This is a genomic window from Lysobacter sp. HDW10, from assembly GCF_011300685.1.
Taxonomy (GTDB): Bacteria; Pseudomonadota; Gammaproteobacteria; order Xanthomonadales; family Xanthomonadaceae; genus Solilutibacter.
In genome coordinates this window covers 450,843-472,127 of the sequence record NZ_CP049864.1, presented here as the reverse complement: position 1 = coordinate 472,127, position 21,285 = coordinate 450,843, and the positions used below count along the sequence as shown (strand labels likewise).

Here is a 21,285-nt window from a genome sequence, read left to right as displayed (position 1 = left end):
TTTTGTGTCGCAACGATCAATGCGGTTTCTTGTTCTTCTTTGCCTTCTTGCCGTTCGCGACCTTGGCTTCGGCTTCCGTGCTTTCGCTCGCCGTGGCTTCCGGTGCCGGGGCATCCATCGGTGCGGATGCAGGCGGCATTTCGCCTGTGGCTGGAACGGCCGGTGTCACTGTGGCACCCATTGATGCATCTGCTGCCGGCGTGGCGACTGTCGCATCCATGCTGCCAGTCGCAGGCGCTGCCGGAACCGCCGGTGTGGCAGGTACGGCCGGCACAGTTGGTGCAGCTTTAACGGTGGCCTTCGTCTTGCTTGCGCTTTGTGCCATCGAAGCGGGCGCAATGATCATGGCGGCCAAAGCGATGGAAACGGCAAGCGGTGTTTTGAACTGCGTCATGGAGAAACCTCCGTTGGAAAGTACGCTCCACCCTGCACGTGCTCACCTGAATCAATGCCTGCAACTCGGAACAAAAAGCTAACACCGTCGACACGAAGTTGTGTCAGCAAAACAGCGCGTTGCGATCAAAGAAATTGCAAATTGAAACATTTCCCGAGCGTTTTTCGCATTCACGAAACAGCCGCGATTCAACGCTCTATTGTCGATTTCATGAATAAAAATTGAATGTCGTTCTTTGAATGCGCGAAGCAATGATCGGATTTAAATTGCACGCTGCCGCGCTTGCGTCAAAATGCGCGCTTCGTTGCCCAAGTCGCGGCTGACAAAAGCGTAGTTGTAGCCTTGACCTGACCAGTACTGCGCCAACACACCGCGCTCCATGCGTTCACCCGTTTGCAGCCGTTTGCTACCTGCGGCCGGTGGCCGAACGTAGAAGCTGATGGCGTGATTGTTTGCATCGCGATATAGCACCATCGCTGCAGGGCCTTCGTTGGTGGCAAACATGCGGCCGCCCGTTGCGGTAAAGCCTGCCGCACTTAGATCAGGTAGACGCGTCGCGTTTTGAAAGTGGCGATCCAACCAGGCTTGAAGTTGATTGCTGTCCGTTGCAACGAAGTCGGGTTTTGCAGCGCCGTCATCCACCACGATTTGATAGGCCGAGATCGCATCTGCCATCGGGCGATCATTGATGCCTTGGCGCAATTGACTCAATTGCCAACCACCGACACCGCCCAAGCCCACACACAGCACGGCAGCCAAGGCCTGCACGCGCCAGTGCTGACGTTTGCGATTGACCGACGCGCGTAACGCGGCAGGTGTCAGTGATGGATTCGCGGGCAAACGAAGATCACCGCCGAACTGCGCACGCAAGCGTTGCGCATCCTTTTGCCATTGCTCCACTTCTGCAGCGCGCGCTGGATTGCGTGCAAGAAAGTGCTCGACGACGCGTCGGTCTTCGGCATCGAGGTGTCCGTCGACATAGGCATGCAAGTCGTGTTCGCTAGGTGTCTTGATCATTTGAGAATTCTCAATGTAGGTGTAGGCGATTCGTCTTCGCTTGCTTGGCGCATTGCGCGACGCGCGCGTGAGAGCCTCGACATGACCGTGCCAATCGGGACGTCGAGCATCTCGGCAATGGTTTGGTAGCTCAGGCCATCGACGGTGACCCACAGCAACAGATTCTGCTGTTCTTCTGATAGCTGACCGAAGGTCGCCAAACTGTCTGCAGCGATCACTTGGTGTTCAACGGAAGGCGCATGTGTCGGCGTTTCACGACCCATCGCGCCTAACAGCCATGCATAGCGCTTTGCATGTTTGCGTTGGTCCAGAAACTGCCGATAGAGAATGCGAAACAGCCAGGCACGTAGATCCCCTTCAGGACGCTTGTGTGACGTCGTTGTCAGGGCGCGTTCAAGGGTGGATTGCACCAAATCATCCGCGTTGGGCAGATCCCGAGTCAGCCGCAACGCAAAGCGTCGCAGTCTGGGGATCAGCTCCGCCAAATGTTCGTCAAATGCTGAGTCAGACATGGTCGATCTTCATTGAGCATACCTAGCAAGACGTCGCTTGGCGGAAATTATTCCATGCGAGGGAATAAATCGGCATGGGCGTCGTCTAGCAGTTAAACGCGATCGCTACAGGAGTGCGCACATGGAATACGAAAGAAACCCTTCTCGCCCGCCAGGCAATACCTTGCGTTGGATGACAGTCGTTGCAGGTGTATTGCTCCTGGCGGGCCCTTATGCCTACACGCGCGGCTGGTTCTCGTCGGAGCGATTGACGCCGGCGCGCGTGGTCGATGAACTGCAACGCGCAGGCGGCCCGCACGCCGGATTCCGACGCAACCACGCGAAAGGTGTCTGTGTGACCGGCTTTTTTGAGGGCAATGGCAACGCAAGCAGTGTGTCGACCGCTTCGGTCTTCACGCGTGTTCGCACACCGGTGGTCGGGCGCTTTGCGATCGCAGGTGGCAATCCTTATGCGGCAGACGACGGGGCGCCCGTTCGCAGCATGGCATTACGATTCAATGGTGCGGATGGCCAGCAATGGCGCACAGGCATGAATAATATGCCGGTGTTTTCAGTGGCCACGCCTGAGGCCTTCTATGCGCAGCTCGTGGCAAAGCGAAAAGATCCTGCGACAGGCAAGCCTGATCCGAAGAAGATCGCCGCGTTCAACGCGGCCTATCCGGAAACAGCGGCATTTCGGGCTTGGGCCAAAACTGCCAAGCCGTCAGCCAGCTTTACGACAGAAACCTATTACGGACTGAACGCGTTCTACTTCATCAATGAAAGCGGTGCACGTCAGGCCGTGCGCTGGAAGATGGTGCCAGAAGCAGCGCCTGCAGTTGCATCCAAGGCCTTAGGTAAAGACGTCTTGATGGCCGATCTTCAGCAACGTCTAGCCGCGGCGCCACAGCGTTGGCGCTTGTGGATCATCTTGGCAGAACCGGGTGACCCGACCAACGATGCGACGAAGGCGTGGCCAGACGACCGTCGTGCGATTGATGCCGGCTTGTTGACACTCACGCGCGAAACGCCGCAGAGCGATGGTGCGTGCCGTGACATCAACTACGATCCAAGCGTTCTGCCGGACGGCATCGCGATTTCGGATGATCCGTTACTGGTCGCGCGTTCCGCCGCCTACTCGAACGGTCATCTCCGTCGCACGCGAGAAGAGGCACATGTGCCGCTTTCCGCCGCACTGAACGCTGCTCAACCGGAGTCAAACTAATGCAGAACAAAAAAGATACGTTTGTGCTCGGCGCGCGCGTCCTACATTGGATCATGGCGGTCCTGGTCATCGCCATGGTGTTTATCGGGCTCGGAATTGTGACGCGTATTGATTCGATGCATGCCACCCTTCTGGCTTGGCACCGACCGATCGGGGTTCTGATTCTTTTGCTTGCGGTCGCGCGCTTGGTGATTCGGCGGCGCAATCCGCCGCCCGCGCTGCCCGCAGATCTCCCAAAGATCATGCGCAAGGCGGCATTGGGGTCGCACATCGTGTTGTACGCGTTGCTTTTCCTGCAACCCATCAGCGGATGGGCGATGGTGTCAGCGAGCGGTGTGCCGGTTGAACTGACCGACGGCGTGTACCTGCCGCAGGTCTTGCCTGAAAACGCTTTGGTCTATGCATGGTTGCGCACCGCACATGGCCTGCTCGCCATGGCGTTCTACGCGATGATCTTGATGCATGTGGGTGCTGCTTTGTTTCACGCACTCATTCGGCGTGATGGCGTGATGCGCAGCATGATTGGGTCAAAGCGCTAGGCTTTGACTCAACCGCACTTGCTATAGCCGCAGTTCAAGCAGGTGGCGCAGCCGTCCATGATCACGATGGCTTTCGTGTGGCACTTGTGACACATGGTGGCACTCGGCGGGAACGAAGTGCCATCGCCGGTCACGGCGATGTCTTCCGGACGTTCTTCCGAGGTGGCGGCCGGCTTGCTAATCAGCTCAGGGTTTTTTTTTACCGTGTGCTCTTCGTAAGCACGACGCTTTTCCGCGATGAGGGCTAACTGGTGCTCGCTCATTTCCGGATCGTGCAACATGCCGATCGTCTTCAAGTGGTCTTCCACGATTGAACCGAGTTCGGCCACCAACGAAGGCATGTAAACGCCGCCTGACTTGTAGTAACCCCCCTTGGGATCGAACACAGCCTTCATTTCATCCACGATGAAGGTGACGTCGCCACCCTTGCGGAACACGGCCGACATAATGCGCGTCAGTGCGACGATCCACTGGAAATGCTCCATCGACTTCGAGTTAATGAACACTTCGAACGGGCGACGCATTTCATGCTCGGTGCCGGCATTCAAGACGATGTCATTGATGGTCACATACATGGCGTGCTCGACCAGCGGTGACTTGACCTTATAGGTACTGCCGATCAAAACTTCCGGGCGCTCGATGCGCTCGTGCATTTGAATGACGTCGGCTTTCGGGGTGACCGCTACGAGGTCTTCCAAAAGCACACTGTCCGCCTTGACCGCAGGTGCCGACTCTTGTGCCAAATCTTCTGGCGTGAGTACGGAATATCCCTTGATCTTCTTTTCAATCTTGACGGCCATGGTGCTTCGAGTCCTTGTTGGGTTGAAAAGCGTCCGTTGAACGGACGCTCGGTATTGCTAACTGATTACTTGGCGACTTTCTTTACAGCTTTCTTTGTAGCTTTCTTTACAACTTTCTTTGTAGCTTTCTTTGCAACCTTCTTGGCGGCTGTTTTGCGCGCGGGCGCTTTCTTCGCGACAGCTTTCTTGACGGTTGCCTTCTTGGCGACTTTCTTCGCCACCTTCTTGGTGGCTGCTTTCTTACCTACACCTTTGCGTTTCAGAGAAGCGGCTTCAGCCTTCGCATTCGCACTGGCCGAAGCCAAGGCGCGTTTGGTCTTGCTGACTTGTTTGGTCGCAGCCTTCTTCACTGCCGCAGTCTTTTTGCCGACTGCTTTGGTGGCCTTCTTCACCACGCGCTTGGCCTTGGCCAACGTGGTTTCCGAAGCCGCTGCGATTTTCTGACCTACCTTGCTCACTTTCTTCGTCGCCATACATTGCTCCTGATGCGGGGTAGAGGTATGCGCAACCATTCAATGCGCATATCAAATCCTATACCTGCCGGAGACTCAAATCATTGTGATGACAAGAGTCCCGCGTTTGCCATCATTCAGAACTTGCCGTAGTAGCCTTCCTTGAGTGCATCGAACAAGTTGGCGGCGGAATGCATTTCGCCGTCGTATTCGATTTCCTCATTGCCCTTCACTTCGATGGTCGAACCGTCTTCCAGTTCGAAGCGATAGGTGGTGTTCTCCAAGTCCTTCTCTTTCACCAAGACGCCTTGGAACGCAGCCGGGTTGAAACGGAAGGTGGTGCAACCTTTCAAACCTTGTGCGTAGGCGTAACGGTAGATGTCCTTGAAGTCTTCGAACGGGTAGTCGGTCGGGACGTTGGCCGTCTTCGAGATCGAGGAATCCACCCACTTTTGCGCGGCGGCTTGCACGTCGACGTGTTCTTTCGGCGTGATGTCATCGGCGGCAATGAAGTAGTCGGGCAACTGCGCCGATGCGGTTTCTGCATACGGCATCGCGTCTTGGTTCACCAGTGCGCGATAGGCCAAGAGTTCAAACGAGAACACATCGACTTTTTCCTTGGACTTCTTGCCTTCACGAATCACGTTACGGCTGTAGTGGTGCGCGAAAGAAGGTTCGATACCGTTGGACGCGTTGTTGGCCAGCGACAAAGAGATCGTGCCGGTCGGTGCGATCGAGCTGTGGTGGGTAAAGCGGGCACCGGTTTCTGCCAAAGCATCGACAAGTTCGGGTGCGACTTCGGCCACGCGTTGCATATAGCGCGAGTACTTCGCGTGCAGCACCTTGCCCGGGATTTCTTGGCCGAGGGTCCAGCCGTCGCGCGCCATTTCCGGACGCTTGCGCAGCATTTCCGCCGTCACTTCGAAGCGCTCTTCCATGATCGGTGCAGCGCCTTTCTCTTCGGCGAGCTCCAATGCGACTTCCCAACCGGCGACGGCCATTTCACGCGCAATGCGTTCGGTGAACTCGCAGGATGCTTTCGATCCGTACTTCATCTTGAGCATGGTGAGCGTGCTGCCCAGGCCCAAGAAGCCCATGCCATGGCGGCGCTTACGCATGATTTCATCGCGCTGCTTTTGCAAGGGCAGGCCGTTCACTTCAACGACGTTGTCGAGCATGCGCGTAAACACGCGCACCACTTCGCGGTATTCCGACCAATCGAAACTGGCGTTATCGGTAAACGCGTCACGCACGTACTTGGTCAAGTTGACCGAGCCCAGCAAGCAGGCACCGTAGGCCGGCAGCGGTTGTTCGCCGCAGGGGTTGGTTGCGCGAATGTTTTCGCACCACCAGTTGTTGTTCATCTCATTGACCTTATCGATCAAGATGAAGCCCGGCTCGGCGAAGTCATACGTGGAGACCATGATCATGTCCCACAGGTGACGCGCTTTGATGTGCCCGTAGATACGGCAGGCCACCATGCCGTCATCACGCGTGACATAGCCTTCGGTCAGCGGCCAATCCCGCCACACGATTTGCTTCGTGTCATCGATGTTGACTTCACCGATCTCTTTCTTCGACAGCGGGAAGACCAAAGGCCATTCTTGATCTGCTTCAACGGCTTGCATGAAGCCGTCGGTGATCAACAAGGACAGGTTGAATTGGCGCAGACGGCCGTCTTCGCGCTTGGCACGAATGAAATCTCGGACGTCAGGGTGGGACACATCGAAGGTGCCCATTTGCGCACCGCGGCGACCGCCAGCCGATGACACCGTGAAGCACATCTTGTCGTAGATATCCATGAAGGACAGGGGGCCGCTTGTGTAAGCGCCTGCACCCGCCACAAAGGCACCCTTCGGACGCAAGGTGCTGAACTCGTAACCGATGCCGCAGCCTGCCTTTAAGGTCAGACCGGCTTCGTGCACGCGTTCGAGAATGCCGTCCATCGAATCCGGAATCGTGCCGGACACGGTGCAGTTGATGGTGCTGGTCGCCGGCTTGTGTTCAAGCGCACCGGCATTCGACGTGATCCGACCGGCCGGAATCGCGCCGCGACGCAAGGCCCAGGTAAAACGCTCGGCCCAGTACTCACGTTTGGCTTGGTCGGGCTCGGCCTCGGCCAGCGCACGGGCGACACGCGCATAGGTTGCATCGATGTCCGCGTCGATGTTTTCGCCTTGCTTCGACTTCAGACGGTACTTCTTGTCCCAAATATCGACCGAAGCCGGCTGCATGTCGACACGGTCACTAGAGTGGTCGTTTCGCACGGCTTCAAGACGGGCATTACTCATTAAAAACTCCTGACAAGAACGTTCGCGGCACTTGGGCCTGCGTCACAAATTTGGCTCATAACCCCAAGAATTGGGATATACCCCTGAAACGAACCACAACATATTGTGTTCTCCCGGCAGCAAAAATTAGTCTACCGGTCACCTCTCTGTCAACGTTTCTTTTTCGTTCATGAAAACCCCGTAGATTTTCCCTATTCATACTTCTTCGGTCTTGGTGCAGTGCAGCAGCATGCTGAACGAACACGCTGAACGACCTGCGTGTTCACGTTGCAGCCACCGCGGTGAAGACAAGAATGGCTACAGAGAGGAGTCCTGAACCCGATGCAAAAAACACCGACTTTGCTTGTTTTGGCTGCGGCGGCCGCTTTTGGCGGATTTGCCGCCACGGCCATCCGCGTAGGCGTAGAACAGCCGGCGCATGCTGAGACCGCGCCCGCAGCAACCGCGACCGCTTTGCCTGCGGTGGTGAACGGCCAGCCATTGCCTTCTTTGGCACCTATGTTGCAAAAAGTCCTACCGAGCGTGGTGAGCGTGCACACCAAGCAACGTGTGAATGTCAGCCCCTTTGGCAATGATCCGATGCTGCGACGCATGTTTCCTGAGCTGAGCCAAGAACGCATCAACGAATCTCTGGGCTCGGGCGTCATCATCGATGCCGAGAAGGGTTACATCCTGACCAATCATCACGTGATTGAAAATGCCGACGACGTCTCCGTCACATTAAGTGACGGGCGCACCTTGAAAGCATTGCCGGTCGGTTCGGATCCCGACACCGATGTCGCCGTCATGCGCATTCCCGCAGAGAAGCTCACTGCCTTACCTATGGCCGATAGCAGCCAGCTCCGCGTCGGTGACTTTGTCGTGGCCGTCGGCAATCCGTTTGGCGTTGGGCAAACCGTCACCTCGGGCATTGTGTCGGCTGTCGGCCGCAGCAACATCCCGGGCATGGGCTATCAAAACTTCATTCAAACCGATGCCTCGATCAATCCAGGCAACTCCGGTGGCGCATTGGTGAACCTGCAAGGTCAGCTGGTGGGCATCAACACTGCGAGCTTTAATCCGCGTGGCTCGATGGCCGGCAATATCGGTTTGGGCTTCGCGATTCCGACAAGCCTAGCGCGCAATGTGATGGAACAACTCATCACCAATAAAGGCGTCGTCAAGCGCGGCACCTTGGGTATCGATACCGCAGATCTCAGCGACGCGGACGTGCGACGTTTGGGTTTGAAGTCAAATAACGGTGCACGCGTCACGCGCGTTTATGCAGGTTCGTCGGCAGAAGCGAGTGGTTTGCGCGTGGGTGACATCGTCACGGCCGCAAACGGACAAACGATTTCGAATAGTGATGACCTGCGCAACATCCAAGGCTTGCAGATGGCGAATGCCACGCTGAGTTTGGATGTGCTGCGCAATGGCACGCTCCTAAAACTCAATGCGGGTTTGAAAGAACAGCCACGCGATGGCGCAAGTTTGGATGACCGCTTGGCGGGCGTCACGTTTGGAGAACTGCCTGAAAGTCTGCGCCGTGAAGGTGCCAGCGGCATTATTGTCACTGCAGTCTCACCGCGTTCGCGTGCAGCGCAAGCAGGCCTTCGTGCAGGCGATGTCTTACTTGCCGGTAGCAATGGCAACTTCAACGATCTGGCCAGCTTCCGTGCCAGCTTTTCCACAACGCCTACGAATCTTGTCTTCCGTGTCTGGCGCAATGGCACGCAAGGCCAACTGCTGATTCGTTGAACCTCACTGATTTACATCGGAGAACACCATGAGTACGCAAGGATTGAAAGACAACCTCGGAGAAACCGGTAGCCATTTGAAAAGCGCTGCTGTTGCCGCGGGTGAAAGCATCAAGAGCGCAGCGGGTGTCGCTGCGGATGAACTTCGACTCGGTAAAGCCAACACCAAAGCCGAATTGGCTGACGGTGCTTTGTCTGGCATTGCCGCGGCAGAAAATGTCGGCGCCGCTGCCAAAGAACAGATGGATGTTCTGATGGAAAAAGGACGCGATGTGGTCGACAGTGCCGCAGAGTTGATTCGTGAGCGTCCCTTGACTGCATTCGGCATTGCATTTGCTGCCGGCTGGGCGATTTCAAAAATCGCTGGCATGGGCAAAGACAAGTAAGTTCGCGTGGAACCAGGGGAACACGAGACAGAGAAACCGACACCTGATCTCTTTGAAGCATTCAAAGAGATTCGGGATGCGGGCAAGTCGGGCTTCTCTGCGTTTAGTGAGGCGGGGAAATCGATGCGGACCTTGGTGGCCGCAGACGTCTCGCTCGCACGCAGCGCACTGGGCCGAACCTTGGCCTTGTTGGGCGTTGCTGTCTCGGTGGGCGCGAGCGCCGTCTTGCTTTTGATGGGCGCGATGGTCGCTTGGCTCGTGCAAGATCGCGGTGTCTCGCTCACGATGGCGATGTTGAGTTTGGGTTTGATCGCACTCGGCATCGCGGGTTTGGCTGCCTGGATTGGCACACGCTATTTCGAACACACGCGCATGAAAGCGACGCGTCGACAGCTTGCGCGACTTGGCATCGGTGAACTCGCAGAACGCGCGCCGGATCCCAGCAAAGATGCGCAAGGCATCGATATCACGCAACCCTAAAGGACCGACATGGGCTTTTCGCAACTGAAACAAAAAGTGACGCAGGCGGAAAAGTCGTTGGAAGCACACGAGCGTGTCGTTGCGTCTGATTGGCGCGTCCTCAAGGACGCATGGCGTGATGCGTGGACGCCGGGTCGTATTGTCATCGCCGGTTTGGCCAGCGGTTTCGTGATGGGCAAGATTGAACCGGTCAGTCGAAGCAAAGCCAGCAGCATCCTCAATATGTTTACGGCGGTCGGGGGTCTCTTTGCCAGTGGGACTGCAGCAGGTGCGGCCGAAGATGCAAAAGACGCGGCTGCACGGGTAGAGAACGAAGTGCCCACGCAATCAGACATCGATTCAACACATGCGGTGCCGACGATCTCCGAAGAAAGCATGCGCGTACAGACCGTTGAAACCTTGCGCAAAGCAGGGCTTCTATGACCGAACCTTTGGTACCAGAGCAAGGCTTGATTCGCGAAGCCGACGTTGCCATTGAAACCGCTGAAGTCAGCGAACCACCTCGACCGCGTGCGTCAACCGCCGTGCTCGTGCTCGCCACGATCGCTGTGGTGACCGTTGCATGGGTCGCACAAGGTGTCGTCTTACCTATTTTGTTGGCGATCTTTTTATCCTTGGTGGGCAACCCGATCATCCGCGCCATGCGCAAGCTGTTTATTCCGCGCGCCCTCGCCGCGATCTTGGTGGTTGCGGGCGGATTGACCCTCACGGGGGTCTTGGTCGCGCAACTCATCGAGCCCGCCAAAGAATGGGCGCACGATGTACCGAGGCAAGTGACACGATTGACGCCCAAGATCAAAGCCTTGATCAAGCCCGTTCAAGATGCGAATCGTGTGGCAGAAAACATCGCGCAAGCGGCTGGCAGCACGGCATCTACCGCGCAGAAGCCGATGGTGGTGAAAGCCAGCGCCGAAGAAGACAAAGTGATTTCGCTTGCGACAACACCGAAGCATTTGTCACAGGTGTTCTCTGTCATCTTGCTGACCCTGTTCTTCATGATCTTTGGCGAGAACGTGCAAAGACATGCCATCGATCTCTTACCCAGTTGGCGCAAGAAGAAGGTCACTGTAGACATCTTGCAAGCCATTGAACGCGAAATGTCGCGTTACGTCATGACGATTAGTTTGATCAATGTGCTGTTGGGTTTGGCCATCGCTTTGGGATTGCATTTCATTGCGCAGATGACGATTCAAGAGGCATTGCTCTGGGGCACGATGGCAGCGCTGTTGAACTTCGCGCCATATGTCGGGCCCGCGATCGGTGTTGTCATCATGTTGGTCGTCGGTTTCATCCAGGAAGACCAGTTGTGGCCGGCACTGCTCCCTGCAGGGATCTATCTCGCCTTGCACACGCTCGAAGGCCAGATCATCACGCCGATTGTTTTGGGCAAACGCTTGGCAATCTCGCCGCTGATATTGATGGTTGCCTTATTGGTGTTTGGCACCGGTTGGGGCATCGTGGGCCTACTGCTCGCCGTCCCGTTGCTGGCCTGCGTAAAGATCGTCATGTCAAAAATTGAAGGCATGGAAGGCTGGGCGCGATTACTCGAGTAAGGCTTTGCGTGCCCGCCACAGGCTAAAATCTGTCTGTGCACACGATCCGCGCAATCACGCTCGACCTGGACGACACGCTTTGGCCATTCGCGCCGATCGGCGCGCGCATCGAGCAGACCCTGCACGCGTGGTTTGAAACCCATTGCGCTGAAACCGCGCGCATGTTTCCACCTGCTGCCATGCACGCATTGCGCGAACAGGTGATGGAAGCGCATCCGGCGTTGGCACACGACATGACGCAACTTCGCAAGCTCACGATCGAACGCGCTTTGAAAGACAGCGGGGCCGATGTTGCTTTGGCGGCCGATGCCTACGCCGCGTTTTTCAAAGTGCGCAATGAAGTGACCTTCTATGACGGCGCACAGCAAGCGCTCGAAACCTTGGCGAAAGTCGTGCCGATTTGTGCCTTGAGTAATGGCAATGCCGATCTGGATGCGATCGGAATCGGGCAGTGTTTCAGCGCACGTGTGGGCGCGCGCGAGTTCGGTGCAGCAAAGCCGGATGCGCGGATTTTTCTGCATGCATGTGCGCTACTGGGGCATGCGCCGGAACACGTGCTGCATATTGGCGATGATTTGGCCGCCGATGTGCGTGGCGCGCAGTCTGCAGGCATGCCTGTGTGTTGGATTCATCCGCGCCCTGTGCAAGCAGGCATGGCGGATTATCAATTTGAATCATTTGCCGAATTTGTGTCGGCCTTTGCGCGGCGATGAGCCGAGGAGATTGTATGGACGTATTCGAACCCATCACCACGGACGCACACGCTGCCGCAACGTTGCATGTGTTGCGACCGGTGGACGCTCAGGATTGGCTCGATGCGCGCGTCCAGACGGAACAACAATGGCTCGCGCTGCATGCTTGTCAGTCAGATGCGGTGGGCCTATGGGTCTATCCGGCGGCACACGGTCATTTTGAAGCCGTGCTGATTGCAGCGGACTTGGAAGATCCGATGACCTACAGTGGCGCACCGCTGCAATTGCCTGTGGCCGTGTGGCGCGCTGCAGGTGAATTGACTCCGGCCGCACACGCGGCGCTCCAGCTCGGCTGGCGAATAGGGGCCTACCAATTCACACGCTACAAAAAGGCCAAGCGCGCACCGGCGCAGTTGCACGTCGATACGATCGATGTCGCCATGGTCGATATTGCGCGCGCGTGCTGCGAAGTTCGCGACTGGGTGAACACGCCAACAGAAGATATGGGGCCGGCGCAGTTGCAAGCCATTGCGGAGACATTGGCCACACGGTTCGACGCGCAGTGTGACGTGATTGAAGGCGAGGCTTTGCTCGCGCACAACTATCCAACCATTCACGCTGTGGGCCGTGCGTCGCATCGTGCGCCACGACTGATTCACTTGCGTTGGGGTGCAAAAGACGCACCGAAACTCACCTTGGTGGGGAAGGGCGTGTGCTTTGATACCGGTGGCTTGAATCTGAAAGCCTCTGCCGGCATGCGCAACATGAAAAAGGACATGGGCGGCGCGGCGCACGCACTTGCATTGGCGGGCCTGGTGATGGCACGAAATCTGCCGGTGCAACTCAATGTATTCATCGCGGCGGTGGAAAATGCCGTGGGGCCGAATGCCTTGCGTCCGGGTGAAGTCGTGGTGACGCGCAAAGGCATCAGCGTCGAGATCGACAACACGGATGCCGAAGGCCGATTGGTACTGTGCGACGCATTGGCGCGTGCCTGCGATGATGCACCGGACTTGATGATCGATTTCGCGACCCTGACGGGTGCCGCGCGCGTGGCCTTGGGTCCGGATTTGCCGGCGGTGTATTCGAACGACGACGGTATTGCCGCGCAACTTCAGCAGGCGTCACTCGACATGCGTGATCCGGTGTGGCGCATGCCGCTGTGGCAACCCTATTACCGCTATTTGGAAAGCAAGATCGCCGATCTCGCCAATGCCAGTGCAACACCGATGGCAGGGAGCGTCACCGCAGCGCTGTATCTGCAGAAATTCGTGACGCCGGAAACGTCGTGGGTGCATTACGACGTGTATTCGTGGAACGATGCGGATCGACCCGGTCGACCTGCCGGTGGTGAAGCGCAGGGGCTACGTGCGATGTTCGCGATGTTGAGCACACGCTATTCGCAACGCTGAGGCCGGACGTTACAACCAGCCTTTTTGCCGCGCCAAACGATGCGCTTCGATCCGGTTGCCGACCCCCAACTTGCCGATCGCTTCGGATAAATAATTTCTGACGGTGCCTTGCGAAAGATTGAGTGCGGCGGCAATGTCACTCGCGGATTGACCTTCGCCGGCCATCCGCAACACCTGACGTTCACGGTCGTTCAAGGGATCCGCTTCGCCCCAAGCTTCCATGGCCAACTGAGGATCGATTGTTCGGCCGCCCGCATGTACATTCCGCAACGCGTCTGCAAGCTGAGTGGAGGGGGCATCTTTCAACAAGTAGCCGCGTACACCGGCGTCCAGCGCCCGGCGTAAAAATCCCGCGCGTGCAAACGTGGTAACGATCACCACGCCGATGGGTAATTCGTGCCGTTGAATCCGTTGCGCAAGTTCAATCCCCGACAGATGTGGCATCTCGACATCGGTCACCACCAAATCGGGTTTGAGCTGCGACAGCATGCGCCAAGCCGATTCTCCATCTTCGGCTTGTGCGACGACTTCGATATCCGGTTCCAGATTGAGGAGTGCGGACAATGCGCCACGGACCATGGCCTGGTCTTCGACGAGCATGACCTTGATCATGTGGCGTTCTCGATCGGCACGACAGCGACAAGCCGTGTGCCATGGCCGCGTTGCGCATTGATTTCGAGGCGGCCGCCGATCGCCTGGATGCGTTCTTGCATACCAGACAAACCATTGCCCGCTCGTATGCCTTCACCCCGCCCGTTGTCGCTGATGCGCAGCACCGCGTTGCCGTCCTCCCGTGTGAGCGAGATTTGTACGCGACTGGCGCCCGCATGTCGATGCACATTGGTCATCGCCTCGCGCAATGCCAAGGCCAACGCCGACTCCGTCTCCGACGGCAATGCGAACGGTTGCATATCGATGTCCATCGGCGTGCCGTCCGCTTCCATCAGCAGTCGCGCCGAAGCAAGTTCGGCGGCAAGTGCGGCATTGCGAATACCGCTGACGGCACGTCGGACTTCATCCAAGGTCTCGCGGCTGATGCGCGCGACTTCTTCGATTTCCACTTGCGCCGCCGCGCTATCGCGCGACACCAGTCGACTCGCCAGTTCCGCCTTCAATGCGATGACCGACAAGGTATGGCCGAGCAAATCATGCAAGTCGCGGCCGATGCGTTCGCGTTCTGCGAAAGCCGCGATGCGTCGAACTTCGTCGTGCGAAAGTTTGAGCTCGGCGCGTTTGCGCTCGCGTTCCGCCTGGTAGTGGTTGCCCACAAATGCCGCGATCGAAATCATCACGGTGATTGCTGCAACGAACGCCGGAACATTGAAGCTCAGCAATAGCGCGCAAAAAATGCCGAGGACTGCAGCGAGCAGCAGCCATCGCCATGCCAGGGGAAGGCGCTGATGTCCGATCAACGACGCGGCATAGATGATGTACGTGTTCGAGAACGCATTCCACGGCAACAATCCGCAACCGAGCGCGATCATGCCGATGACAGAGACCGTCGCACTGATGCCCGAGGCGCGTCTGGAAAAGCCCAGTGCGAACAGGGGCAAGAACAACAGCAAGGACAGCAGGGTCGGCCCCCAGGCGAACGGCATGTGGGGACTTTCCGCTAACGAGGGGACAACGGGCACAAACAAGAACCCGAGATAGGCGAGATTCCACAAGTGGGTCCAGCCTTGCTCGGGATGCCGGAGCCCGCGCAGGGCTGCCGGCAAAATTCGATTCGATTCTCGGGTCTGCATGGTTCGACTTTAGCGGAATGGTGCTCAGCCGACGCGGCGAAGTCTGCGCGCAGCCAACGAAATGAATACCGCTGCGACGATCAGCATATACAGCACATGCACCCACGGCTGACCTTCAGTGGTGCTTCCCGCCACGCCCAAAGCAAGTTGCGCATGGTGCCACGCAGGCCAAATGGGTGCGATCGTGCGAATGGTGACCGGCAGCACTTGCAGCGGCAGCCATAAGCCAGAGAGAAAGGCCATCGGCAGGTAAACCAAATTGACGAAAGCCGGTGCTCCGCGACCACTCATCCGTGTACCGATATACAGGCCGATGGCCGCATAAGGCAGCGCACCTAACATATCGATCACGACCAACAATGCCGCTTGTACGGGCGTCAACGACACGTTCGCCACGCTCACCGCGAGCACGATCAGCAAGATCGCGATCACTGCAATAAACACCATGGCCATTGCAAGTTTGGACAATAGATAAGCCCCGGGCGGCATCGGTTGCGCACGTTTGAGGGTGAGCCAGCCGTGTTCGCGATCCATGGCGACACTGACACCGAAGCCGAACAGCGATGCACCCATGGCGCCGAAGACACCGTACGAAGCCAACAAATACCGTGATGCCGAGGCATCATGGCCGCGTTGCATCAAGACCCCGAACATCAAGTAAAACACCAAGGGAAATGCAAGTACGGGAATTGAATACGACGGGGTGCGTAGCATGCGCAGGAATTCGTACTTCGCTTCCAGCAGATAACAATGCAGCATGGAGGGTGCTGGATTTTCAAGTTGTGTGGATGTCATCAGATTGATTCCTCGTTTTCGTTTTGCGTGAGTGCGAGGAAGGCTTCGGCCAGCCCTGTAGCCGTGACTTCCAAACCCGACAGTGCGGCATCGGCCTCGAGCAACAGGCGCACGACGGGTTCAGGTGTATCGCAAATCACTTGCAGGCGTGCACCTTCACGTGTCGCGGATTCCACGCCGGGCCACGTCGCCACGGTCTCAGGTGAAACCGCCGATATACAGCGAACGCGGGCACGCGCCACGCGCGCGGATATCTCACGTGGTGTTCCCTCCGCCAACACGCGGCCGTGATCCACGACCACAATCCTGTTGGCCAGTGCTTCGGCCTCTTCCAAATAGTGTGTTGTCAGCAGGACCGATGCACCCGTGTCCACCAGATGACGGATTGCACGCCACAAAGCTTGGCGCGCATCGATGTCGAGACCAGTGGTGGGCTCGTCCAGAAAAACCATTTTCGGGCGTCCGCAAATCGCCATTGCGAATTGCACACGACGTTGCTGCCCGCCGGACAGTGCGGCATAACGACGATCCAGCAATTCCTCTATGCCGGCCGTTTGTGCCGATTCGAGCACGCCCAAGGGCTGCGGATAATAGCTGCAGGTCAGGTCGAGCAGTTCGCGGACGGTGTTTGTCGGTGGAATACCGGCCTGCTGCAACATCACCCCGACATGGCGGCGTGTCGCGAGCGTCTGCGGTGAATCACCGAACAATTCGACGCGTCCGCTATCCGGCAAAATCAGGCCGAGAAGCAGCGAGATCGCGGTACTCTTGCCTGCGCCATTGGGGCCCAAAACTGCCAAGACTTCTCCGGCACGCAGTTCCAAATCGATTCCGTCCAGGGCGCGGACCTTGCCATAAGTTTTGACCACATTGTTCAAACCACCTAAGCGAAGCGTTGTCATGTCCATCCGGTGTATCCCGTTGATTGGTCACCAGTGTCACGCGCCGCCGCACACCTCTCCAGTGCGCGGCGTCATCTCAATCACATGATGTTTGTCACGTGAAGGCAGGCGCGCGACGGCGCACACTGCAGCCTCACTCGCCCGATGGATGTTCAATATGCGCAACTCGATTCTGATGCTGGCCACTGCAGCTGTGCTCTCACTCCTACCCGTCGTGACGCAAGCCGAGCAAGCGCCCCCGTCGGCAAAAGCCATGCAGGACGCGCAACGTGAAGCCTTGAAGCCCTTGGACTTCCTCAACGGGATTTGGCAGGGCAACGCATACAACATCGGCCCGGACGGCATGCGCCATGAAATCGTGCAAACCGAACGCATCGGTCCGATGCTGGACGGAACGATCAAGGTGATCGAGGGGCGCGGCTATAACGCTGACGGCACCGTGGGGTTCAACGCATTTGCCGTACTTTCCTACGATGTGCGCAAGCGTGCGTTCAACTTTCGCAGTTACGCAATGGGAAATGAAGGGGACTTCGAGTTCACGCCCACGCGCGACGGTTACGTTTGGAAGGTTCAAGCGGGCCCGGTGACGATCCGTTATACCGCCAAGATCACTGGCGCCAGCTTCAACGAGGTCGGCGATCGCATCTTGCCCGACGGCAAAGAGATCCGCTTTTTCGAGATGAACTTGAAGCGCGTTTCTGATACAACTTGGCCCTCGGGGCAGGCCGTTCCGATGAAGTAAACACGCACAGGGTCTCGGGGGAGTCGATTGAAGAAGTTGCTGGCGTTGTTGTTGATCATTGTCGGCGCGCTGATTTTGGGCGCCGGGTTGATGTCCTTCGCAGTGCGTCCGCGTGGCGCCGTGCTCGCGATCGGTGCGGGCGTGCTGTGCTGGATCGTTGCATGGCGCGTCGATCGAAAGCGCGTACCCGTCGTGCCGGAAGGTGAGATGCCCTTGCCGCCTGCAGATGCGCCTCTGGACATCCGCAGGAAGCTTGCGATGCCGATCGCATTGTCGATATTCATGGGCGCCATTGCTGCCGTGATAGCGTTCCCCATCCTCGACGATGGGTTGCGCTTGGGACGACAAATTTGGCCCGTCGCACTTTTGGTCGGTGCCGCGGTCGGCGGTGCGATCGCGTGGACGCTGCTGCGTCATTCGCCTTACCTGCGCGTCGATGCCTCAGGTTTCACAGGGCCGGGGCAGCCGACTGTTCCCTGGCGAGACATTGAAGGTGTTCGAATCTTCGGAATCGCCGTCAAAGGTCAAACAAACTACTTCCTGCAACTGCGCTTGGCGCGTGCCGACAAGTACGCAGATCGGTTTTCAGGTCTTGCGCGCTGGCGTTTGCGAAAGCAAGCCTTGCTTCACTATGGGCTGAAGTTTATTGACACCGATCAACTCGTGCTATTCGAAGCGATCGCCCGTCGCATGACGTCAGCGCACGATGCCCCGGTTCTCACGGGGTTTAACGGAGACTCCAAATGGTTGACGTGGGTCCTAACGCATTCAAAGTTTGGCAAGCAAGACTATGAACCCGTCTGGCAGCAGCGCGTCAACGCGTTGTCACGCGCGATTCACGGCGGCTGGTCGCAGCAAGACGATGCAGAAGCCAGCACGCTCAAGTTGAAATTGGCGCGCGCTGAGAAAAAGCAGTTCGATGACCACTTTGCACGCTTGGATCAAAAGTTGGAGTCCGCGGTGGCGGGACAGGCGAGCGCCGCCGACATTGAGGCGCTCTTTCAATCTTCGTTGCCATCGCAGGTGGTAGATTCGGCGGATGTGAAAGCACTGAAAGACCAGTTGGCGCTGAAGGCGAGAAAAGTGAAGCGCAACAACTTCATTACGATGGGTGTGGTGGGCGTCTTCTTGATTCTGTACGTCTGGCTTAAGTTCGTTCGCTAGAACGGCAAAACGGCGACACAAGGTCGCCGTTTTACGTGCCGATCACGGTGTATCGCATCAACCAATGCTGAGCGTCTTACCTTTGCGTTCCGCCAAACGCTTCTCCAAGTAGTGGATGTTTTGTCCACCCGCACGGAAACCTTGGTCACGCATGATGCGTTGTTGCAGCGGAATATTCGTTTTGATGCCGTCAACGACCATCTCTGACAATGCAACATGCATACGTGCAATGGCGGTTTCACGATCCGGGCCGTGCACGATCAATTTGCCGATCATCGAGTCATAGTTCGGTGGGACGCGATAGCCTTCATAGATATGCGAGTCGACACGCACGCCCGGACCACCCGGCGCGTGGAAGTGTTGAATCAAGCCCGGTGAAGGCAGGAAGGATTCAGGGTCTTCCGCATTGATACGGCATTCGATGGCATGACCGCGAAGCACCACATCCTTTTGTTTGATCGAGAGCTTCATGCCCGCGGCAATCTTCAACTGCTCTTTTACAAGGTCAATCCCTGTCACCCATTCCGTCACCGGATGTTCGACTTGGATGCGCGTGTTCATTTCAATGAAGTAGAAGCGCCCGTTCTCATACAAGAATTCGAACGTGCCAGCGCCGCGGTAGCCGATGCGCACACAGGCCTCCACGCAAACTTTACCGATTTCTGCGCGCTGCTCTTCGGTAATGCCAGGTGCCGGGGCTTCTTCAACGACTTTCTGGTGGCGACGTTGCATAGAACAATCGCGCTCACCCAGGTGGATGGCATTGCCTTGGCCGTCGGCGAGCACTTGGATTTCGATATGACGCGGGTTCTCAAGGAATTTCTCCATGTAAACCATGTCATTGCCGAAGGCAGCTTTTGCTTCGGTTTGCGTTGTGGCAATTGCATTCACCAATGCAGCTTCGGTATGTACGACACGCATGCCGCGTCCACCACCACCGCCGGCTGCTTTCACGATGACCGGGTAACCGATCTCGCGTGCAATTTTCATATTGGTCTCGGCGTCATCACCGAGCGGTCCGCCACTGCCCGGGACGCACGGTACACCGGCCGCCTTCATGGCACGAATTGCTTCGACCTTGTCGCCCATCAAGCGAATGGTGTCGGCCTTAGGGCCGATGAACACGAAACCCGATTGTTCAACGCGCTCTGCAAAATCCGCATTTTCAGAAAGAAAGCCGTAACCCGGATGGATCGCTTGCGCATCGGTCACTTCAGCCGCCGCAATAATGGCCGGCATGTTGAGATAGCTCTCAGACGACGGTGCGGGGCCGATGCAAATCGATTCATCGGCCATGGCCACGTGTTTCAGATTGCGATCGGCGGTGGAGTGCACGGCCACGGTACGAATGCCAAGCGCGCTACATGCGCGCAAGATCCGCAGCGCAATTTCGCCGCGGTTGGCGATAACAACTTTGTCCAGCATTGGCATGATGGTCCCCCGCTCAGCCAATCACGAACATGGGTTGATCAAACTCAACCGGCTGGCCGTTTTCGCATTGAATCGCGAGCAAAGTGCCTGCAACTTCGGCTTCGATCGGATTAAACATTTTCATGGCTTCGATGATGCCCAGCGTATCGCCCGGCTTCACGGCTTGGCCGACGGTGACGAACGGCGGCTTATCCGGCGACGGTGACGCGTAATAAGTGCCGACCATCGGCGCACGCACGACGGTTCCAGCCGGAAGGTCGGGCGCCGGACGCGCGGCGCCACCGGTGGCGGCTTCGACCGGCGACACCATCGGCATCGGCGCGACAGGTGCGGCCGGCGCTTGTGCCGGTGCAGCGACATAGTGCATCGGCGCGCCATGGACGCCGCCGCGCGAGAGACGTACCGACTCTTCGCCTTCTTTAATTTCGATTTCGTTGAGGTTGGATTCCTCCAACAGGTCGATCAGCTTCTTGATCTTGCGAAGATCCATTTGAAAAGCTCCTGAGACTAAATTTAAACAGTGTGTAGATGTGCCAACGCGGCTTCGAAGGCCAGCGTGTAGCTTTTAGAACCGAAACCGCAGATCACGCCGTGGGCGAGATCGCTGAAGTAACTTTGGCGGCGAAACGGTTCGCGGGTATGCGGGTTCGACAAGTGAACTTCAATAAACGGGATGGCAACGGCGGCTAACGCGTCACGAATAGCCACCGACGTGTGCGTGTAGGCCGCCGGGTTGATCAGTATGAACTTCGTGCCGTCAGCGCGTGCTGATTGGATGCGATCGATCAAGGTTGATTCGTCATTCGATTGCAGGCATTCGAGGCTGATGCCTGCACGTTCGGCGGCGTCTAGCAAAGATGCGTCGATTTCAGCCAAGCTTGTCGTGCCATAGACGGCCGGTTCCCGCTCACCGAGCAGATTCAAGTTGGGGCCGTGTAGGACAAGCATGTGGGGCATGCCGCGAAGTTTGAAGTATGCGGGGGGTTGCTGTCCAGTTCGGCGAAGATACGCACACGTTCGGAGAATCCACGTGCCTTG

At 57.4% G+C, this 21,285-nt stretch carries 24 protein-coding genes; 11 read left to right on the top strand and 13 right to left on the bottom strand.

Annotated features, from left to right (window positions below; genetic code table 11):
- Nucleotides 1–16: 16 nt before the first annotated feature.
- The 3 genes from G7069_RS02330 to G7069_RS02320 all read right to left on the bottom strand — a co-directional run bounded on the left by G7069_RS02330 (nt 17) and on the right by G7069_RS02320 (nt 1,923).
- The gene (locus tag G7069_RS02330) at nt 17–394 is read right to left on the bottom strand and encodes a hypothetical protein (RefSeq protein WP_166293882.1); all 378 of its coding nucleotides are present in this window, start codon (nt 392–394) and stop codon (nt 17–19) included.
- Nucleotides 395–655: 261 nt separating this feature from the next.
- A complete protein-coding gene (locus G7069_RS02325) occupies nt 656–1,411 on the bottom strand; it encodes an anti-sigma factor (protein ID WP_166293880.1) in 756 nt (251 codons plus the stop codon).
- Nucleotides 1,408–1,923: a sigma-70 family RNA polymerase sigma factor gene (locus G7069_RS02320; RefSeq protein WP_166293878.1), complete on the bottom strand. Its 516-nt coding sequence runs from the start codon at nt 1,921–1,923 to the stop codon at nt 1,408–1,410. The genes G7069_RS02325 and G7069_RS02320 overlap by 4 nt, the downstream gene beginning before the upstream one ends.
- Before the next feature lie 121 nt (nt 1,924–2,044).
- Between G7069_RS02320 and G7069_RS02315 the strand changes: the two genes are divergently transcribed.
- Entirely contained in the window at nt 2,045–3,127 is a 1,083-nt protein-coding gene (locus tag G7069_RS02315; RefSeq protein WP_166293876.1) for a catalase family peroxidase, read from the top strand.
- Nucleotides 3,127–3,666 (top strand): cytochrome b, encoded by a 540-nt coding sequence (locus tag G7069_RS02310; protein ID WP_166293874.1) that lies wholly within the window; start codon nt 3,127–3,129, stop codon nt 3,664–3,666. Before G7069_RS02315 ends, G7069_RS02310 begins: the two co-directional genes overlap by 1 nt.
- Before the next feature lie 8 nt (nt 3,667–3,674).
- Here the strand turns inward: G7069_RS02310 and G7069_RS02305 are convergent, their stop codons facing one another.
- From G7069_RS02305 to G7069_RS02295, 3 genes are all read right to left on the bottom strand, one after another.
- Nucleotides 3,675–4,466: an NrdJb gene (locus G7069_RS02305; protein ID WP_166293871.1), complete on the bottom strand. Its 792-nt coding sequence runs from the start codon at nt 4,464–4,466 to the stop codon at nt 3,675–3,677.
- Nucleotides 4,467–4,531: 65 nt separating this feature from the next.
- A complete protein-coding gene (locus tag G7069_RS02300; protein WP_166293869.1) occupies nt 4,532–4,939 on the bottom strand; it encodes a histidine biosynthesis protein HisIE in 408 nt (135 codons plus the stop codon).
- 116 nt (nt 4,940–5,055) lie between these two features.
- Entirely contained in the window at nt 5,056–7,209 is a 2,154-nt protein-coding gene (locus G7069_RS02295) for an adenosylcobalamin-dependent ribonucleoside-diphosphate reductase (RefSeq protein WP_166293867.1), read from the bottom strand.
- A 321-nt stretch (nt 7,210–7,530) separates the two neighbouring features.
- On the opposite strand from G7069_RS02295, the gene G7069_RS02290 reads away from it, so the two are divergent.
- From G7069_RS02290 to G7069_RS02260, 7 genes are read left to right on the top strand one after another with little or no spacing between them, the layout of a single operon-like run.
- Nucleotides 7,531–8,946 carry a trypsin-like peptidase domain-containing protein gene (locus tag G7069_RS02290; protein ID WP_166293865.1) on the top strand — a complete coding sequence of 472 codons (1,416 nt, stop codon included), beginning with the start codon at nt 7,531–7,533 and terminating at the stop codon, nt 8,944–8,946.
- A gap of 28 nt (nt 8,947–8,974) precedes the next feature.
- Nucleotides 8,975–9,331, top strand: a complete 357-nt coding sequence (locus G7069_RS02285; RefSeq protein WP_166293863.1) for a hypothetical protein — start codon at nt 8,975–8,977, stop codon at nt 9,329–9,331.
- Nucleotides 9,332–9,337: 6 nt separating this feature from the next.
- Complete coding sequence (locus tag G7069_RS02280; RefSeq protein ID WP_166293861.1) at nt 9,338–9,811, top strand: phage holin family protein; 474 nt, start codon at nt 9,338–9,340, stop codon at nt 9,809–9,811.
- A 9-nt stretch (nt 9,812–9,820) separates the two neighbouring features.
- Nucleotides 9,821–10,234 (top strand): hypothetical protein, encoded by a 414-nt coding sequence (locus tag G7069_RS02275; protein ID WP_166293859.1) that lies wholly within the window; start codon nt 9,821–9,823, stop codon nt 10,232–10,234.
- The gene (locus tag G7069_RS02270) at nt 10,231–11,364 is read left to right on the top strand and encodes an AI-2E family transporter (RefSeq protein WP_166293857.1); all 1,134 of its coding nucleotides are present in this window, start codon (nt 10,231–10,233) and stop codon (nt 11,362–11,364) included. Before G7069_RS02275 ends, G7069_RS02270 begins: the two co-directional genes overlap by 4 nt.
- Nucleotides 11,365–11,399: 35 nt before the next feature.
- On the top strand, nt 11,400–12,077 hold the full coding sequence (locus tag G7069_RS02265; protein WP_166293855.1) for an HAD-IA family hydrolase: 678 nt from the start codon (nt 11,400–11,402) through the stop codon (nt 12,075–12,077).
- A complete protein-coding gene (locus tag G7069_RS02260; RefSeq protein WP_343162590.1) occupies nt 12,074–13,468 on the top strand; it encodes a leucyl aminopeptidase family protein in 1,395 nt (464 codons plus the stop codon). The genes G7069_RS02265 and G7069_RS02260 overlap by 4 nt, the downstream gene beginning before the upstream one ends.
- Before the next feature lie 9 nt (nt 13,469–13,477).
- Here the strand turns inward: G7069_RS02260 and G7069_RS02255 are convergent, their stop codons facing one another.
- The 4 genes from G7069_RS02255 to G7069_RS02240 are packed head-to-tail and all read right to left on the bottom strand — an operon-like array spanning nt 13,478 to nt 16,916.
- Nucleotides 13,478–14,080, bottom strand: a complete 603-nt coding sequence (locus tag G7069_RS02255; RefSeq protein WP_166293851.1) for a response regulator transcription factor — start codon at nt 14,078–14,080, stop codon at nt 13,478–13,480.
- The gene (locus G7069_RS02250; protein ID WP_166293849.1) at nt 14,077–15,213 is read right to left on the bottom strand and encodes a sensor histidine kinase; all 1,137 of its coding nucleotides are present in this window, start codon (nt 15,211–15,213) and stop codon (nt 14,077–14,079) included. The genes G7069_RS02255 and G7069_RS02250 overlap by 4 nt, the downstream gene beginning before the upstream one ends.
- A 24-nt stretch (nt 15,214–15,237) precedes the next feature.
- On the bottom strand, nt 15,238–16,008 hold the full coding sequence (locus G7069_RS02245) for an ABC transporter permease (protein ID WP_166293847.1): 771 nt from the start codon (nt 16,006–16,008) through the stop codon (nt 15,238–15,240).
- Complete coding sequence (locus G7069_RS02240; protein WP_166293845.1) at nt 16,008–16,916, bottom strand: ABC transporter ATP-binding protein; 909 nt, start codon at nt 16,914–16,916, stop codon at nt 16,008–16,010. Before G7069_RS02240 ends, G7069_RS02245 begins: the two co-directional genes overlap by 1 nt.
- 151 nt (nt 16,917–17,067) lie before the next feature.
- Here G7069_RS02240 and G7069_RS02235 point away from each other — a divergent pair, with 151 nt between their 5' ends.
- Both G7069_RS02235 and G7069_RS02230 read left to right on the top strand, forming a co-directional pair.
- Nucleotides 17,068–17,652, top strand: a complete 585-nt coding sequence (locus G7069_RS02235; RefSeq protein ID WP_166293842.1) for a DUF1579 domain-containing protein — start codon at nt 17,068–17,070, stop codon at nt 17,650–17,652.
- Nucleotides 17,653–17,679: 27 nt separating this feature from the next.
- Nucleotides 17,680–18,816, top strand: a complete 1,137-nt coding sequence (locus tag G7069_RS02230; RefSeq protein ID WP_166293840.1) for a hypothetical protein — start codon at nt 17,680–17,682, stop codon at nt 18,814–18,816.
- Between the two features lie 57 nt (nt 18,817–18,873).
- On the opposite strand, the gene accC is transcribed toward G7069_RS02230, so the two are convergent.
- Genes accC through aroQ form a run of 3 tightly spaced genes read right to left on the bottom strand, consistent with a single transcriptional unit; the run spans nt 18,874 to nt 21,204 of the window.
- Nucleotides 18,874–20,241 carry an acetyl-CoA carboxylase biotin carboxylase subunit gene (gene accC, locus G7069_RS02225; RefSeq protein WP_166297439.1) on the bottom strand — a complete coding sequence of 456 codons (1,368 nt, stop codon included), beginning with the start codon at nt 20,239–20,241 and terminating at the stop codon, nt 18,874–18,876.
- Nucleotides 20,242–20,260: 19 nt separating this feature from the next.
- Entirely contained in the window at nt 20,261–20,737 is a 477-nt protein-coding gene (gene accB, locus G7069_RS02220) for an acetyl-CoA carboxylase biotin carboxyl carrier protein (RefSeq protein WP_166293838.1), read from the bottom strand.
- 23 nt (nt 20,738–20,760) lie between these two features.
- Nucleotides 20,761–21,204: a type II 3-dehydroquinate dehydratase gene (gene aroQ / locus G7069_RS02215; protein WP_166293836.1), complete on the bottom strand. Its 444-nt coding sequence runs from the start codon at nt 21,202–21,204 to the stop codon at nt 20,761–20,763.
- Nucleotides 21,205–21,285: the final 81 nt, after the last annotated feature.